The organism is Pseudomonas sp. R-28-1W-6, from assembly GCF_009799925.1.
Taxonomy (GTDB): Bacteria; Pseudomonadota; Gammaproteobacteria; order Pseudomonadales; family Pseudomonadaceae; genus Aquipseudomonas.
This window is the reverse complement of record NZ_WELK01000005.1, coordinates 198,485-213,462: the sequence shown is the minus strand read 5'-3', so window position 1 is coordinate 213,462 and position 14,978 is coordinate 198,485. Positions and strand designations below refer to the sequence as shown.

The 14,978-nt window shown below is 67.5% G+C and carries 14 protein-coding genes; 8 read left to right on the top strand and 6 right to left on the bottom strand.

Going from position 1 to position 14,978, the window contains the following annotated elements; translation table 11 throughout:
- The first annotated feature begins 58 nt into the window (after positions 1 to 58).
- Positions 59 to 646 carry a putative glycolipid-binding domain-containing protein gene (locus F3I62_RS12780; RefSeq protein WP_160490014.1) on the top strand — a complete coding sequence of 196 codons (588 nt, stop codon included), beginning with the start codon at positions 59 to 61 and terminating at the stop codon, positions 644 to 646.
- Positions 647 to 703: 57 nt separating this feature from the next.
- Here F3I62_RS12780 and trxB read toward each other — a convergent pair whose 3' ends face one another.
- The gene (gene trxB / locus F3I62_RS12775) at positions 704 to 1,651 is read right to left on the bottom strand and encodes a thioredoxin-disulfide reductase (RefSeq protein ID WP_160490013.1); all 948 of its coding nucleotides are present in this window, start codon (positions 1,649 to 1,651) and stop codon (positions 704 to 706) included.
- A gap of 220 nt (positions 1,652 to 1,871) precedes the next feature.
- Between trxB and F3I62_RS12770 the strand changes: the two genes are divergently transcribed.
- Genes F3I62_RS12770 through F3I62_RS12760 form a run of 3 tightly spaced genes read left to right on the top strand, consistent with a single transcriptional unit; the run spans position 1,872 to position 5,819 of the window.
- A complete protein-coding gene (locus tag F3I62_RS12770) occupies positions 1,872 to 3,836 on the top strand; it encodes a diguanylate cyclase domain-containing protein (protein ID WP_160490012.1) in 1,965 nt (654 codons plus the stop codon).
- Between the two features lie 42 nt (positions 3,837 to 3,878).
- The gene (gene cysZ, locus F3I62_RS12765) at positions 3,879 to 4,628 is read left to right on the top strand and encodes a sulfate transporter CysZ (RefSeq protein WP_160490011.1); all 750 of its coding nucleotides are present in this window, start codon (positions 3,879 to 3,881) and stop codon (positions 4,626 to 4,628) included.
- Between the two features lie 21 nt (positions 4,629 to 4,649).
- Positions 4,650 to 5,819 (top strand): glycosyltransferase family 1 protein, encoded by a 1,170-nt coding sequence (locus tag F3I62_RS12760; protein WP_160490010.1) that lies wholly within the window; start codon positions 4,650 to 4,652, stop codon positions 5,817 to 5,819.
- Between the two features lie 161 nt (positions 5,820 to 5,980).
- Here F3I62_RS12760 and F3I62_RS12755 read toward each other — a convergent pair whose 3' ends face one another.
- The 5 genes from F3I62_RS12755 to F3I62_RS12735 all read right to left on the bottom strand — a co-directional run bounded on the left by F3I62_RS12755 (position 5,981) and on the right by F3I62_RS12735 (position 10,140).
- A complete protein-coding gene (locus F3I62_RS12755; protein WP_160490009.1) occupies positions 5,981 to 7,090 on the bottom strand; it encodes an NADH:flavin oxidoreductase in 1,110 nt (369 codons plus the stop codon).
- A 57-nt stretch (positions 7,091 to 7,147) separates the two neighbouring features.
- Positions 7,148 to 7,753: a TetR/AcrR family transcriptional regulator gene (locus F3I62_RS12750; RefSeq protein WP_160490008.1), complete on the bottom strand. Its 606-nt coding sequence runs from the start codon at positions 7,751 to 7,753 to the stop codon at positions 7,148 to 7,150.
- Between the two features lie 212 nt (positions 7,754 to 7,965).
- The gene (locus tag F3I62_RS12745) at positions 7,966 to 8,703 is read right to left on the bottom strand and encodes a nitroreductase family protein (RefSeq protein ID WP_160490007.1); all 738 of its coding nucleotides are present in this window, start codon (positions 8,701 to 8,703) and stop codon (positions 7,966 to 7,968) included.
- A 122-nt stretch (positions 8,704 to 8,825) separates the two neighbouring features.
- On the bottom strand, positions 8,826 to 9,308 hold the full coding sequence (locus F3I62_RS12740) for a glutathione peroxidase (protein WP_160490006.1): 483 nt from the start codon (positions 9,306 to 9,308) through the stop codon (positions 8,826 to 8,828).
- A 346-nt stretch (positions 9,309 to 9,654) separates the two neighbouring features.
- Positions 9,655 to 10,140, bottom strand: a complete 486-nt coding sequence (locus F3I62_RS12735) for a peptidylprolyl isomerase (RefSeq protein ID WP_160490005.1) — start codon at positions 10,138 to 10,140, stop codon at positions 9,655 to 9,657.
- Here F3I62_RS12735 and F3I62_RS12730 point away from each other — a divergent pair.
- From F3I62_RS12730 to F3I62_RS12715, 4 genes are all read left to right on the top strand, one after another.
- Positions 10,109 to 10,462 carry a DUF3565 domain-containing protein gene (locus F3I62_RS12730; RefSeq protein WP_160490004.1) on the top strand — a complete coding sequence of 118 codons (354 nt, stop codon included), beginning with the start codon at positions 10,109 to 10,111 and terminating at the stop codon, positions 10,460 to 10,462. The genes F3I62_RS12735 and F3I62_RS12730 overlap by 32 nt on opposite strands.
- Positions 10,463 to 10,464: 2 nt before the next feature.
- A complete protein-coding gene (locus tag F3I62_RS12725; protein WP_160490003.1) occupies positions 10,465 to 11,652 on the top strand; it encodes an acetate kinase in 1,188 nt (395 codons plus the stop codon).
- 38 nt (positions 11,653 to 11,690) lie between these two features.
- On the top strand, positions 11,691 to 13,778 hold the full coding sequence (pta, locus tag F3I62_RS12720) for a phosphate acetyltransferase (protein ID WP_160490002.1): 2,088 nt from the start codon (positions 11,691 to 11,693) through the stop codon (positions 13,776 to 13,778).
- A gap of 250 nt (positions 13,779 to 14,028) precedes the next feature.
- Positions 14,029 to 14,940, top strand: a complete 912-nt coding sequence (locus tag F3I62_RS12715; RefSeq protein ID WP_160490001.1) for an acyltransferase — start codon at positions 14,029 to 14,031, stop codon at positions 14,938 to 14,940.
- The last annotated feature ends 38 nt before the right edge of the window (positions 14,941 to 14,978 follow it).

Sequence of the window (14,978 nt, the reverse complement as noted above, 5' to 3'; positions counted from 1 at the left end):
AAGACGCCAGCATGATGCCGGCGCGATGCCCCCGGACCTTGATCCGTGGAGTGCAAGGATGCAACAAAGCCTGGTCTGGAAACCCTGGAACCATCCGGGAGTCGAGCACCTCAACCTGGATATCGGCAGCGATGGCATCAATGCCAGCAGCCACCTGATGCAGAGCATCCGTGGCAGCAGCATTGCCGCCACCTACGTGCTCAAGTGCGACGAACGCTGGCGATTTCGCCGCCTCTGGCTGAAGGTCGACAATCAGGGCCAGCGCAGCCTCAGCCTGCGCCGCGACATCCGCGGCAACTGGTTCCTCAATGGCGAACTGCGCGAAGACCTCAGCCAGTGCCAGCAGGTGATGCTCTCCGCCTCGCCGTTCACCCACACCCCCGCCCTGCAGCGCTGCGCCCTGGAAACCGGGCAGAGCGAGCAGCTCGCCGTGGCCTATGTCGACCTGCTCAGCCTGCGCGTCGAGGCCCGTAGCCAGCGCTACCAGTGCCTGCGCCAGGGCGACGGGCAGACGCTGTACCGCAGCGAAGCCGAAGGCCATGCACCCAGCGAGCTGCTGGTCGACCAGCACGCCCTGCTGATGAGCGCCAGCGCCGAATACCAGCGCATCAGCTCGCGCACCCTGCAGTTCAATACCCTGGTCTGAGCCGCCCGCCCCATGAAAAAGCCCCGCCGGAGCGGGGCTTCCGGTTCCGGGCGCGCCTCAGAGCGCGTCCAGGTAGCGCTCCACATCCAGCGCCGCCATGCAGCCGGCGCCGGCCGAGGTGATCGCCTGGCGGTAGACCGAGTCGGCCACATCACCGGCGGCGAACACGCCGGGCACGCTGGTCGCCGTGGTATTGCCGTCGCGCCCGCCGTTGACCACCAGGTAGCCGTCCTTCAGCGCCAGCTGGCCCTCGAACAGCGCGGTGTTCGGGGTATGGCCGATGGCGACGAACAGCCCGTCCACCGCCAGGTCCTCGCGCTGGCCGTCCTGGCGCTTGATCCGCACCGCATTCACCCCCATCGGGGTGCCCAGCACTTCCTCCACTTCGGCATTCAGCCTGAGCACGATCTTGCCCTCGGCCACCCGTGCCTGCAGCTTGTCCTGCAGGATCTTCTCGGCGCGGAAGGTCTCGCGGCGGTGCACCAGGGTCACCTTGCTGGCGATATTGGCCAGGTATAGCGCCTCCTCCACCGCCGTGTTGCCGCCGCCGACCACCGCCACCTCGCGGTTGCGGTAGAAGAAGCCGTCGCAGGTGGCGCAGGCGGACACGCCCTTGCCCATGAACGCTGCCTCGGACGGCAGGCCGAGATAGCGCGCGCTGGCGCCGGTGGCGATGATCAGCGCATCGCAGCTGTAGCTGGCGCCGTCGCCGATCAGGGTGAAGGGCTTAGCGGCCAGGTCCACGGCATGGATATGGTCGAAGACGATCTCGGTCTCGAAGCGCTCGGCATGCGCCTGCATGCGCTGCATCAGCGCCGGGCCGGTGAGGTCGTGGGGGTCGCCTGGCCAGTTGTCGACTTCGCTGGTGGTGGTCAACTGGCCGCCGGCCTGCATGCCGGTAATCAGCAGCGGCTTGAGATTGGCGCGCGCGGCGTACACGGCGGCACTGTAACCGGCGGGGCCGGAACCCAGGATGATCACGCGGGAATGGCGAATGGCGGACATGAGCGACTCCAGAAGGGAAAAGGGCAAGCCAGCGCCCGGGGCCAGGCCGGGCGGAAACGGACAAGCCAAGCAAGGTGAACTGCCGGCAAGGCTACCCAGCGTGACGGGGAGAAGACAGTGCCGATTCTCAATCCCGCCGATAGCCAGCCGCTATGTGACGCCGGACACACTGGTCGGATTGCTATACTGGGCTCATTCCAGGCCCCTGCAGTAATTCCGCATGACCTTGCGCAAACGTCTGTTCTGGCTGTTCGTCCCCCTCCTTGCGCTGGCCTTGGGCATCGCCTTCATCCTCTCGCAGCAGCTCATCCTCAGTCGCTTCGATCGTCAGGACCATGCCCTGCTCAGCGCCGAGGCCGAACGCCTGCGCATCCAACTCGACCACAGCCTCAAGCGCAACCTCGACCTGCTGCTAAGCTTTGCCCAATGGGACGACAGCTACGACTTCATGCAGGGCCTGCACCCCGAGTTCATGCGGCGCAACATGGACCCCGAAGCCCTGCGCCAGATGAATTTCGACTTCATGATCTACCTCGACCTGCAGGGTCGGGTCTACGCCGAGCAATGGCTGCCGCCCGACCTGCCCGACCTGCTGGTGCTCGGCCAGCAGCGGCCGAGCAGCCACCAGGTGCTGCGTGACGGGATCATCCAGCTGGGCCAGCGCCTGCGCCAAAGCAGCGGGATCGACGCCATCAAGGGCCAGGTCGTCGTCGTGCAGGGTGTTCCGGTAGTGCTGGCGATGGGGCCGATCAGCAACAGCCAGGGCAGCATGCCGCCGCTGGGCAACCTGATCGCCGGGCATTTCATCGACGGCGAACGCGCCGAACAGATCCAGTCCGAGATCAACGGCAGCCTGCGCCTGCTCCCGCCCGACGGCGCCCAGGCCGACTGGCGCCGGCTGGCACCCGGCAACGACAGCAGCCTCACCGAGATCCAGATCAGCCCGCGCCGGGTGCTCGACGGGCAGCGCCAGCAGATGCTCCTGCTGCTCGGCAACAACCTCGGCGAACCCGAGCTGCTGCTGGAGCTGACCACCGAGCGCCGCCTGTACCGCGAGGGACGCCAGGCCATCGGGGTGTTCCTGGCCCTGAGCAGCACGGCCGGGCTGCTGGTTCTGCTGTTGATCTACCTGGGGCTGGACCACTGGATCCTGCGCCGGGTCTCGCGGATGAACCAGGAAATCGCCGCCATCGCCCCCAACTCCAGCACCCAGCGCCTCAGCGACAGCAACCATGACGAGATCGGCCAGCTGGCCCGCGAGGCCAATCGCATGCTCGAGCGCCTGGAGCAGAGCGAGACCCGCGACCGACAGATCCTCGACACCATCCAGGACGGCTACTACGAGCTCGACCCGCAGGGCATCATCCTCGCCACCAACCGCGCCCTGTGCCAGATGCTCGGCTACCCGAGCCAGGAACTGCTGCAACACTCCTTCGCCCAGCTGCTCAGCCTCGAAGACAGCCAGCGTGCCCGGCAACTGTTCCTCCAGGCCCGGGAAAGCGGCAAGAGCACCAGCTTCGCCGCACCCTTCCGGCGCGGCGACGGCAGCCTGGGCTACTACGAAACGCGTTTCTCGCTGATGCGCGACAGCCAGGGCCAGCTCAGCGGCTACCGCGGCATCCTGATCGACATCAGCGACCAGGTGGCCTACCAGAACCAGCTGCTCGACATGGCCTATCGCGACCCGCTGACCGGCCTGGGCAACCGCAAGGCCTTCGCCGAGCAGCTGAAGAGCGCCCTCGAGCAGGCGCAGCAGAAGCACGGCCGGCTGGCCCTGCTGTACCTCGACCTGGATCGGTTCAAGGAGGTCAACGACCGCTTCGGCCACGATGTCGGCGACGCCCTGCTGCAGAACATCGCCGAACGCCTGCGCGGCGCCATGCGCCAGCCGGACCGGGTCTACCGCCTGGGCGGGGACGAGTTCACCCTGCTGCTGCAGGACGCCGGCGCCGAGATTGCGGAGAAACTCGCCGAACGCCTGCTCGCCGCCCTCGCCACGCCGGCCGAGCTGAACGGCCTGTGCATCGACTTTGTTACGCCGAGTATCGGCATCGCCCTGTTCCCCGAGCATGCCCAGGACGCGGAAAGCCTGATCAAGGCGGCCGACAGCGCCATGTACGAAGCCAAGCGCACGCGCAACTGCGCCCACCTGCACCGCCCCCCGGCGCTTTCTTCGCCTTCGTAAAGCCGGTAAGGTCGGCGCGTTTGCCACCGACCGGAGCCCCCGATGCCCACTCCCGCCCTCTCTGGCCCGCACTACCTGGGTGAAGGCCTGAAACTGATCCTGAGCCCCGGCCTGCGCCTGTTCGTGCTGCTGCCGCTGGCGGTCAACCTGCTGCTGTTCGTCGGCCTGATCGTCCTCGCGGTGCAGCAGTTCGGCGGCTGGGTCGACGCCTTCATGCCCAGCCTGCCGAGCTGGCTGAGCTTCCTCGAATACCTGATCTGGCCGCTGTTCGTGCTGCTGGTGCTGCTGATCATGTTCTTCAGCTTCACCCTGCTGGCCAACATCATCGCCGCGCCCTTCAACGGCTTCCTCGCGGAAAAGGTCGAGGTGGTGCTGCGCGGGCGCGACGACTTCCCGTCCTTCAGCTGGGCCGAGCTGAGCGCCATGGTGCCGCGCACCATCGGCCGCGAACTGCGCAAGCTGGCCTACTTCCTGCCCCGCGCCATCCCGCTGCTGATCCTCAGCTTCGTGCCGGTGCTCAACCTGATCGCCGCGCCGCTGTGGCTGCTGTTCGGCGTGTGGATGATGGCGGTGCAGTACATCGACTACCCCTGCGACAACAACAAGGTCAGCTGGGACGAGATGCTCGCCTGGCTGCGCGAGAAGCGCTGGCAATCGCTCGGCTTCGGCGGTGCGGTGTACGTGGCGCTGCTGATCCCCTTCGTCAACATCCTGGTGATGCCGGCAGCGGTGGCCGGGGCCACCCTGTTCTGGGTGCGCGAACGCCAGCCGAACGCTGTCACCAGCCGGTAACCGCGGCGTCATCTGCGCTACATGGCAGCGGTCGACACTGCTGCCATGACTGTCACCTCCCTGCATATCGCCCTGATCAGCGAAACCTTCCCGCCGGAAATCAACGGCGTGGCCAATACCCTCGGCCGCCTGTGCCAGGGCCTGCAACAGCGCGGCCATCGCCTGCAGCTGATCCGCCCGCGCCAGGCCGGCGACCTGCAACAGCAGAGCGACGACAACCTGCTGCTGACCCGCGGCTGGCCCCTGCCCGGCTATGCCGGCCTGCAGTGGGGCCAGTCGTCGCTGCACAAGCTGCTGCGGCGCTGGCGGCGCAACCGCCCGGACGTGCTGTACGTCGCCACCGAAGGCCCGCTGGGCCTGTCCGCCATTCGCGCGGCGCGGCGCCTGGGGATTCCGGTGGTCAGCGGCTTCCACACCAACTTCCAGCAGTACAGCGGCCACTACGGCCTGGGCCTGCTGACGCGCCTGCTCACCCACTACCTGCGCTGGTTCCACAACCGCACCCGCACCACCCTGGTGCCCAGCGCCAGCCAGCGGCTGGAGCTGCAGCGCCGCGGCTTCCAGCGCCTGGAGCTGCTCGCCCGCGGGGTCGACAGCCAGCTGTTCCACCCGGCGCGGCGCTCGGCCGAACTGCGCAGCAGCTGGGGCCTGGGCGAGCAGGATATCGCCGTGCTGCATGTCGGCCGTCTGGCCCCGGAGAAGAACCTGGCGCTGCTGCAACGCAGCTTCCGCGTCCTGCAGGCCAGCTACCCGCAGCAACGCCTGCGCCTGGTGCTGGTCGGCGACGGCCCGCAGCGCGCCCAGCTGCAGAGCGCCCTGCCGGATGCCCTGTTCTGCGGCCTGCAACGCGGCGAGAGCCTGGCAGCGCACTATGCCAGCGGCGACCTGTTCCTCTTTCCCAGCCTCTCGGAAACCTTCGGCAACGTGGTGCTGGAAGCCCTGGCCTCGGGCCTCGCCGTGGTCGCCTACGACCAGGCCGCCGCCGCCCAGCACATCCGCCACGGGCACAACGGCGCGCTGGCCATGCCCGGCGACGAGCAGGCCTTCATCGAGGCGGCGCAGTGGCTGCTGGAAGACCGCGAAACCCTGCGCCGGGTACGCCTCAACGCCCGCCAGCACGCCGGCAAGCAGGGCTGGGCGGCGATCGTCGAGCAGTTCGAGGGCCATCTGCTGCAGGCGCGGCTTGCGTAGGAGCGGCTTCTGCCGCGATGCGGGCAAGGCCAGCGGCAGCGCGGATAAATCCGATCCCGCAACACCCCCGTGCCGTCACCGCGCAGACATAAATAAGCCCCGGTGTGCCGGGGCTCGAAGGGTGCGCCGGCAAGCCGGCGCACAGGGGTAAAAAAGGCTGATCAGACCAGCTGCTTGAGGGCTTCGCGGCTGAACGGCAGGATGTCCTGCTCGCGGTTGTCGCGCACCTTCACCGCCCAGTCCGGGTCGACCAGCAGGGCGCGGCCCACGGCCACCAGGTCGAATTCCTGCTTGTTCAGGCGCTCCAGCAGGTTTTCCAGGCTGGCCGGCTCGGCGACCTTGTCGGTGTTGACCATGAACTGCAGGAACTCGCCGTCCAGGCCGACGCTGCCCACGGTGATGGTCGGCTTGCCGGTGAGCTGGCGGGTCCAGCCGGCCAGGTTAAGGTCGGAACCTTCGAACTCCGGCTCCCAGAAGCGGCGGGTCGAGCAGTGGAAGATGTCCACACCGGCGTCGGACAGCGGCTTGAGGAAGGCGCCGAGCTCTTCGGCAGTGGTCACCAGGCGCGCGGTGTAGTCCTGCTGCTTCCACTGCGAGAAGCGGAAGATGATCGGGAAGTCCGGGCCGACGGCGGCGCGCACGGCCTGGATCAGCTCGATGGCGAAGCGCGAACGCTGGGCCAGGTCACCACCGTATTCGTCACTGCGCTGGTTGCTGCCGGCCCAGAAGAACTGGTCGACCAGGTAGCCGTGGGCGCCGTGGATTTCCACGCCGTCCATGCCGATGGCCTGGGCATCGCGGGCAGCCTGGGCGAAGGCGGCGATAACTTCGGCGATGTCCTGCTTGGTCATGCCATGCACGACGACATTACCGTCCTTGATCTTCTCGCTCGGGCCGTAGCCCGGCACGCTGGCGTCCGGCTCGGTGCCCAGCTTGCGCACGTTACCCACGTGCCACAGTTGCGGGACGATCTTGCCACCTTCGGCGTGCACCGCGTCGACCACCTGCTTCCAGCCGGCCAGGGCGTCGGCGCCGTAGAAGCGCGGCACGTGCGGGTAGCCGTTGGCAGCCTTGTGGCCGACGGTGGTGCCTTCGGTGACGATCAGGCCGACACCGGCAGCGGCGCGGCGACGGTAATACTCGACGACCTGGGCATTGGGCACGCCGCCCGGGGAGAAGGAACGGGTCATCGGCGCCATCACCACGCGGGTCGGCAATTCCAGGTTACCCAGGCGGAACGGTTGGAACAGGGCTTGTACGGGGGCGGTCATGGGGACTCCTCAAGCCGGTCGCTCGACCGGTCGTCTCGTTAATCGGGTGTTAAAAAATCAGGGCTGCAGCAGCAGCTCCAGACGGGTGATGAAGGCATCCAGGGCCTGGGTGCTGCGGCCGACCTTGAGTCGCGCCAGCACGCCCTGCCAGGCATTGGCGATGAAGCTGGCGAGGTTGGCGCAGTCTTCCTCGGCACTCAGCTCGCCGGCCTGGCGGGCCTGCTCCAGGCAGCGCTGGAGGATGTCCACCGAGGCCTGCTGAATCGCCTCGACCTGCGCGCCGATGGCCGGCAGCAGCTCGCTCATCTCGAAACTCAGGCTGCCGATGAAGCAGTGGTACTCGGCCTTTTCCTGGCGCAGGAAGTGCGCCTGCAGCTCGCGGTAGTAAGCCAGGATGCGCGCCCGCGGGCTCAGCTCGGGGTTGCCCAGGGCTTCGGCATAACGCTGCAGGCGCGGCTGGTAGACGAACTCCAGGGCCTGCAGGGCGAAGTCTTCCTTGCTGGCGAAGTAGTGGTAGAAGGAGCCCTTGGGGATGCCCGCGGCCTGGACGATTTCCTGCACCCCGGTGCCGTGGTAGCCGCGGCGGGTCATCACCGCCGAGCCCTTGGCCAGGATCAGGTCACGCTTGTCGAATCGGATGCTGGTGTTCATGGCGACGAGCATATGACCGGTCGTCTCGCTTCGCCCAGCACTATTGATTCTGGTGATTTAGCAACAGAAGCGAACACTCGCAGAATCTGTTTAGGATTTTTTGAGCTAGAGCCAGGCAAGGCGAAATGGGGACGAGGACGCGGAGTTTACGAGGTGTAAATGAGCAGTCCGAGTCCCCATTTCAACGCAGCATGGCCGACGATCAAAAGATCCTAAATAGATTCTTACAGCCAGGTGACGTGCTGCTCCAAGGGAAAGCGCAGGCGCGGGTTGTACACGCCCTTCTCGCCCTGGCGGCCCACGGCCAGCAACATGATCGGCAGGGCCTGGCGCGGGATGTCCAGCACCTTGCGCAGGCGCACCTCGTCGAAGCCCTCCATCGGGCAGGTGGCGTAGCCGTGGCTGTGGAAGGCCAGCATCAGGTTCTCGGCGGCCAGGGCGGTGGATTTCACCGCCCACAGGCGCATCTGCGCCCGGCTGTTTGGGGTGCGCATCAGCGGCTTGCGCAGCGCCAGCAGGCGCACCAGCTGGCGCTTGAACAGGCCGAGCAGGCCCAGCGGGCCCTGGTTGTACTGGAATGGCGCAGTCTTGGCGTAGAAGCGGCGGATGCGCGCCGGCACCTCGGGTTCGGGCCAGTAGTCGACGATGTTCCGGCAGGCCTGGCGCCAGGTATCCGGGCGCGCCAGCACGGCGATGATCAGCGGCGCCCTGGCCGCATTCTGGCTCATGCACACCGGATGCAGGCGCGCCAGCAGCGCCGGATCGCGGATCACCTGGAAGCTCCAGGGCTGCAGGTTGCAGGAGTTGGGCGCAAGCACGGCCAGCTCCAGGCAGTCGCGGATCACCGCCTCCGGCACCGCCTCGTCGGTGAAGCGGCGCACCGCACGGCGGCTCTCGATCAGCGCGCGCAAGGCCGCCGGCGAGGCATGGGCCACGGCATCATCCTGGGGAAAACTGGTCATCGCGGCGCTCCTCGGCAAGTCAGCCGATTAAGCAGGGCGCGAATCGGCTCGACAAGCAGGGGGCGTGAAACAGCCGGAGCATTGGCGCATTTGCCCGCTATTGGGCAAATGCATCCGGGCCATCAGCCCAGGGCTTTCTCAATGGCCTGCAGCAGCGCCGGATCATCCGGTGTGGTGCGCGGGGAGAAGCGCGCCAGCACGCGACCGTCGCGGCCGACCAGGAACTTCTCGAAGTTCCAGGTGATGTCGCCGGGAAACTCGGCGCCCTCGCCCGCCAGCAGGCGATACAGCGGATGGCGGCCGGGGCCGTTGACCTCCAGCTTGCTGCCCAGGGGAAAGGTCACCCCGTAGTTGTGGCTGCAGAACTCGCGGATTTCCTCTTCCGTGCCCGGTTCCTGGCCGGCGAACTGGTTGCACGGCAGGCCCAGCACGGTGAAGCCGCGCGCGTGGTAGTCCTGGTGCAGTTTTTCCAGGGCAGCGTACTGCGGGGTCAGGCCGCACTTGGAGGCCACGTTGACCACCAGCACCAGTTGGCCCTTGTAGGGCGCCAATGGCAGATCCTGGCCATCCAGCGCACGCAGATTCAGGTCGTGAAATGCACTCATGACTAACTCCTTGAGCATGCAAACAATTCTGCGCAGGGGACAAAAAAGGCGCCCGTAGGCGCCTTTTCGGTTCACTCAGCTTAGCAGCCAGGATCGCCCGTGGAACGACCATAAGTCGTTTTGCAGGGTTACCAATCAGGCTGTTTATCAGAACCAGTTGAGGATCTTTTGAGCTAGAGCCAGGCAAGGCGAAATTGGGCGAGGACGCGGAGTTTACGAGCTGTAAATGAGCAGTACTCGTTCCACTCGCCCTCCGGGTCGCGCTGAAGCGCGTTAGCGGCAAGCCGCTTTCCGAGCCCAATTTCAACGCAGCATGGCCGACGATCAAGAGATACTCGGCAGGTTCTTAGTGGTGATGACCACCTTCGCCGTGGATATGACCGTGGGCCAGTTCCTCGGCCAGGGCCTCGCGCACGCTGACCACCTTGACCTGGAAGTGCAGGCGCTGGCCGGCCAGCGGGTGGTTGCCGTCGACGATCACGTCGTCGCCGTCGAGGTCACGGATGGTGACGATCTGCATGCCGCCGTCCGGGCCGGAGGCGTGGAACTGCATGCCCACTTCCAGCTCGTCGACGCCTTCGAACATGCTGCGGTTGAGGGTGGCCACCAGCTCGGCGCTGTATTCGCCGTAGGCATCCACCGGCTCGATGGCCACGGTCAGCTCGTCGCCGGCCTGCTTGCCTTCGAGGGCCTTTTCCAGGCCGACGATGATGTTGCCGGCACCGTGCAGGTACGCCAGCGGCGCGCCACCGGCGGAGCTGTCGATCACCTCACCGGCATCGTTGGTCAGGGTATAGTCGATGGAGACTGCCTTGTTAGCGGCGATCAGCATGAGGTGGGACCTTTTGCAAAAGATTGAAGAACGCGCGAGTTTACCTGTGGGCTTGCCCGAAAGCGACCGGCAGCCGGACAAACGGGGCGCCCCACCCAGCCGCCTGGTGGATTTTCGCCAGGACCAAGAAGGCCACTGGGTGGCCGTGCTGTCCTGCGGGCATACTCAGCACCTGCGCCACCTGCCGCCCTGGCAGAGTCGCCCCTGGGTCGTCGATGCCGAGCAGCGCCAGCGCCAGCTCGGCCAACCCTTCGCCTGCGGCTGGTGCGCCGCGGCCCAGGCGGACAGCACAGCCCCGGTGCAGGCACCGGATAAGGAATAGACATGCCGGCACGCAACATCCTGGTAATCAACTGCGGCAGCTCGTCGATCAAGTTCGCCCTGGTCAACGAGGCCCGCGAGGCCTTCATCCTCAGCGGCCTGGCCGAACGCCTCGGCACGGCCGAGGCGGTGCTGCACTGGCAAGGCGACGCCGGCCAGGAGAGCCGGCCACTGCCCGGCGGCGACCACCGTGCCGCCCTCGCCCTGCTGCTGCCGCTGGTGCAGGAGGCTGCCGGCGGCACCCTGCACGGCATCGGCCATCGCGTGGTCCACGGCGGCGAGCACTTCACCGCCGCGCGCCGGCTGGAGCCCGAGGTGATCGCCGCGATCCGCGCCATCGCGCCCCTGGCGCCGCTGCACAACCCGGCCAGCCTGCACGGCATCGAAGCGGCGCTGAGCCTGCACCCGCAGCTGCCGCAGGTGGCGGTGTTCGACACCGCCTTCCACCAGAGCCTGCCGGAACACGCCTACCGCTACGCCGTACCGGACAGCCTCTATCGCCAGCACGGCGTGCGCCGCTACGGCTTCCACGGCACCAGCCACCGCTATGTCAGCCAGCGCGCGGCGCAGCTCAGCGAACTGGCCGTGGACGCCAGCAGCTGGCTGTCGGCGCACCTGGGCAACGGCTGCTCGACCTGCGCCATAGTCGACGGCCAGAGCCGCGACACCAGCATGGGCCTGACCCCGCTGGAGGGCCTGGTGATGGGCACCCGCAGCGGCGACGTCGACCCCAACCTGCACGGTCACCTGGCGCGCACCCTGGGCTGGAGCCTGGAGCGCATCGACCAGCTGCTGAACCAGGAAAGCGGCCTGCTCGGCCTGTCCGGCCTGTCCAACGACATGCGCAGCCTGGAGCAGGCGCGCGCCCAGGGCCATGTCGGCGCGACCCTGGCCATCGAGGTGTTCTGCTACCGCCTGGCCAAGTCCCTGGCCGCCATGAGCTGCGCCCTGCCGCGCCTGGACGGGTTGATCTTCACCGGCGGCATCGGCGAGAACTCGCCGTTGATCCGCAGCAAGACGGTGGCGCACCTGAAGCTGTTCAATCTGGCCCTCGACGAAGCGGCCAACGCCGTCTGCATCCGTGGCGCCGCCGGGGCGATCCACGCCCCGGGCAGTCCACGCGTGCTGGTGGTGCCGACCAACGAGGAGCGGCAGATCGCCCTCGACACCCTGGCCCTGCTCAAGCCCTGATTCCTGCAGCGCCACAGTTCGCCGCACCTGGAGAGAACATGCATACCTTCTTCATCGCCCCCACCGGCTTCGGTGTCGGCCTCACCTCCATCAGCCTCGGCCTGGTCCGCGCCCTGGAGCGCGCCGGCCTGAAGGTCGGCTTCTTCAAGCCGATCGCCCAGCCGCACCCGGGCGACGACGGCCCGGAGCGCTCCACCGAGCTGATCGCCCGCACCCTCGGCCTGACGCCGCCCAAGCCGCTGGAGCTGGCGCGGGTCGAGCACATGCTCGGCGACGGCCAGCTGGACGAGCTGCTGGAGGAAATCATCAGCCTCTACCAGCAGGCGGCCGCCGGCATGGACGTGCTGATCGTCGAGGGCATGGTGCCGACCCGCCACGCCAGCTACGCGGCGCGGGTCAACGTGCACCTGGCCAAGAGCCTGGACGCCGAGATCATCCTGGTCTCGGCGCCGGAAGGCGACTCGGTGCAGGAAATGATCGAGCTGTCTGATCGCATCGAGATCCAGGCCCAGCTGTTCGGCGGGCCGCAGGAGCCGAAAGTGCTCGGCACCATCCTCAACAAGGTGCGCAGCGATGATTTCGCCGCGCGCCTGGCCGAGCACTCCACCCTGCTGAAGAGCGAGACCTTCCGCCTGCTCGGCTGCATTCCCTGGCAGGAGGAACTGAATGCCGCGCGCACCCGCGACATCGCCGAACTGCTCGGCGCGCGGGTGATCAACGCCGGCGACTACGAGCAGCGCCGGGTGGCGAAGATCGTGCTGTGCGCGCGCGCCGTGCCCAACACCGTGCAGCTGCTCAAGCCGGGCGTGCTGGTGGTGACTCCGGGCGACCGCGACGACATCATCCTCGCCGCCAGCCTGGCCGCGATGAACGGCGTGCCTCTGGCCGGCCTGCTGCTGTGCAGCGACTTCGCGCCGGACCCGCGGATCATGGAGCTGTGCCGCGGCGCCCTGGACAGCGGCCTGCCGGTCCTCAGCGTGAGCACCGGCTCCTACGACACGGCGACCAACCTCAACCGGCTGAACAAGGAAATCCCCATCGACGACCGCGAGCGCGCGGAGATGGTCACCGAGTTCGTCGCCAGCCATATCGACCACGAGTGGCTCAAGCAGCGCTGCGGCAATCCGCGCGAGCCGCGCCTGTCGCCGCCGGCGTTCCGCTACCAGCTGATGCGCCGCGCCCAGGCGGCGAACAAGCGCATCGTCCTGCCCGAGGGCAGCGAGCCACGCACCGTGCAGGCCGCGGCCATCTGCCAGGCACGCGGCATCGCCCGCTGCGTGCTGCTGGCCAAGCCGGAAGCGGTGCGGGCGGTGGCCAAGGCCCAGGGCATCGAGCTGCCGCCGGGCCTGGAGATCCTCGATCCGGACCTGATCCGCGAACGCTATGTCGGGCCGATGGTCGAGCTGCGCAAGGGCAAGGGCCTCAACGCGCCGATGGCCAGCGCGCAGCTGGAAGACACGGTGGTCATGGGCACCATGATGCTGGCCCTGGACGAGGTCGACGGCCTGGTCTCGGGGGCCATCCACACCACCGCCAACACCATTCGCCCGGCCCTGCAGCTGATCAAGACCGCGCCCGGCTACAACCTGGTGTCCTCGGTGTTCTTCATGCTCCTGCCGGACCAGGTGCTGGTCTACGGCGATTGTGCGGTGAACCCCGACCCGACGGCCGACGAACTGGCCGAGATCGCCCTGCAGAGCGCCGCCTCGGCCGAGGCCTTCGGCGTGCCGGCGCGGGTGGCGATGATCAGCTATTCCACCGGCGATTCCGGCAGCGGCGCCGAGGTGGAAAAGGTCCGCGAGGCCACCCGCCTGGCCCGCGCGCAGAACCCGCAACTGCTGATCGACGGCCCGCTGCAGTACGACGCCGCCGCCATCGCCAGCGTCGGCCGGCAGAAGGCGCCGGACAGCCCGGTGGCCGGGCGCGCCACGGTGTTCATCTTCCCCGACTTGAACACCGGCAACACCACCTACAAGGCGGTGCAGCGCAGCGCCGACTGCGTCAGCGTGGGGCCGATGCTGCAGGGCCTGCGCAAGCCGGTGAACGACCTGTCGCGCGGCGCCCTGGTCGACGACATCGTCTACACCATCGCCCTCACCGCGATCCAGGCCGCGGCCAGAGGCTGAAGCCGCCACCCGCACCCCGGCGCCACGCCGCGGTGCGGGCCTGGGCGGGCACGCTTGCGCTAGAATTCGCCACGCCTGAAAGCGGCGAAATGCGCCCGGCCGACTGACCCGCAAGTCAGTCGCAGCGCTTGCCGGTCAGTGTACAAGCGTTAACCTTGGCAGCCGACCGCCTCGTGCAAGGGAACTGCCACAGGTACCTCGACCGATCCGGGACCTCAGAATGTCCCCCTGCCAGGAGGCTTTTGCCCCCATGCTGCATTTCCTGCCGGCGCCCTTGCGTGGCGTCATTGCCGGCCTGCTACTGGCCCTGAATACCCTGATCTGCTGCTGGCCGCTGTTCGCCGTGGCCCTGCTCAAGCTGCTCCTGCCGGTGCCGGCGCTGCAGCGCGGGCTGCGCTTCGTCATGCACGGCATCGCCGAGTTCTGGATCGGCGTGAACAAGTTCTGGATGAACCTGGTGTGCCGCACCCGCTGGGATGTCGCCGGCGACCTGAGTTTCGACAACCAGCACTCCTACCTGGTAACCAGCAACCACCAGAGCTGGGTCGACATCCTGGTGCTGCAGTACCAGCTCAACCGGCGCATGCCGCTGCTGAAGTTCTTCCTCAAGCAGGAGCTGATCTGGGTGCCGGTGATCGGCCTGTGCTGGTGGGCGCTGGAGTTCCCCTTCATGAAGCGCTACTCCAAGGCCTACCTGGCCAAGCACCCGGAAAAACTCGGCCAGGACCTCGCCACCACGCGCAAGGCCTGCGCGCGCTACAAAACCAATCCGGTGTCGGTGTTCAACTTCCTCGAAGGCACCCGCTTCACCCAGCACAAGCACGACCAGCAGGACTCGCCGTTCCAGCATCTGCTCAAGCCCAAGGCCGGCGGCATCGCCTTCGTCCTGGATGCCATGGGCGAGCAGCTGCATTCGATCATCAACGTCACCCTGCACTACCCCGGCGGCAACCCGGGCTTCTGGGACCTGCTGTGCGGGCGCCTGGACGAGGTGGTGGTGCGTTTCGAGGAACTGCCGATCCCGGCCGAGTTCATCGGCCAGAACTACGACCAGGACGAAGGCTACCGCCTGGCCTTCCAGCAGTGGGTCAACCAGCTGTGGCAAGCCAAGGATGCCGAACTGCAGCGCCTGCACCAGGAGTTCCTCGGCCGCCGCCGCTAACCGGGGCGGGCCTGACCTGGGCTCGGCACCACCGCGGG

Coding starts and splice junctions, on each gene's coding strand:
- F3I62_RS12780 (WP_160490014.1), top strand. CDS start 59: ATGCAACAAAGCCTGGTCTGGAAACCCTGGAACCATCCGGGAGTCGAG.
- trxB (WP_160490013.1), bottom strand. CDS start 1,651: ATGTCCGCCATTCGCCATTCCCGCGTGATCATCCTGGGTTCCGGCCCC.
- F3I62_RS12770 (WP_160490012.1), top strand. CDS start 1,872: ATGACCTTGCGCAAACGTCTGTTCTGGCTGTTCGTCCCCCTCCTTGCG.
- cysZ (WP_160490011.1), top strand. CDS start 3,879: ATGCCCACTCCCGCCCTCTCTGGCCCGCACTACCTGGGTGAAGGCCTG.
- F3I62_RS12760 (WP_160490010.1), top strand. CDS start 4,650: ATGGCAGCGGTCGACACTGCTGCCATGACTGTCACCTCCCTGCATATC.
- F3I62_RS12755 (WP_160490009.1), bottom strand. CDS start 7,090: ATGACCGCCCCCGTACAAGCCCTGTTCCAACCGTTCCGCCTGGGTAAC.
- F3I62_RS12750 (WP_160490008.1), bottom strand. CDS start 7,753: ATGCTCGTCGCCATGAACACCAGCATCCGATTCGACAAGCGTGACCTG.
- F3I62_RS12745 (WP_160490007.1), bottom strand. CDS start 8,703: ATGACCAGTTTTCCCCAGGATGATGCCGTGGCCCATGCCTCGCCGGCG.
- F3I62_RS12740 (WP_160490006.1), bottom strand. CDS start 9,308: ATGAGTGCATTTCACGACCTGAATCTGCGTGCGCTGGATGGCCAGGAT.
- F3I62_RS12730 (WP_160490004.1), top strand. CDS start 10,109: ATGGAGACTGCCTTGTTAGCGGCGATCAGCATGAGGTGGGACCTTTTG.
- F3I62_RS12735 (WP_160490005.1), bottom strand. CDS start 10,140: ATGCTGATCGCCGCTAACAAGGCAGTCTCCATCGACTATACCCTGACC.
- F3I62_RS12725 (WP_160490003.1), top strand. CDS start 10,465: ATGCCGGCACGCAACATCCTGGTAATCAACTGCGGCAGCTCGTCGATC.
- pta (WP_160490002.1), top strand. CDS start 11,691: ATGCATACCTTCTTCATCGCCCCCACCGGCTTCGGTGTCGGCCTCACC.
- F3I62_RS12715 (WP_160490001.1), top strand. CDS start 14,029: ATGCTGCATTTCCTGCCGGCGCCCTTGCGTGGCGTCATTGCCGGCCTG.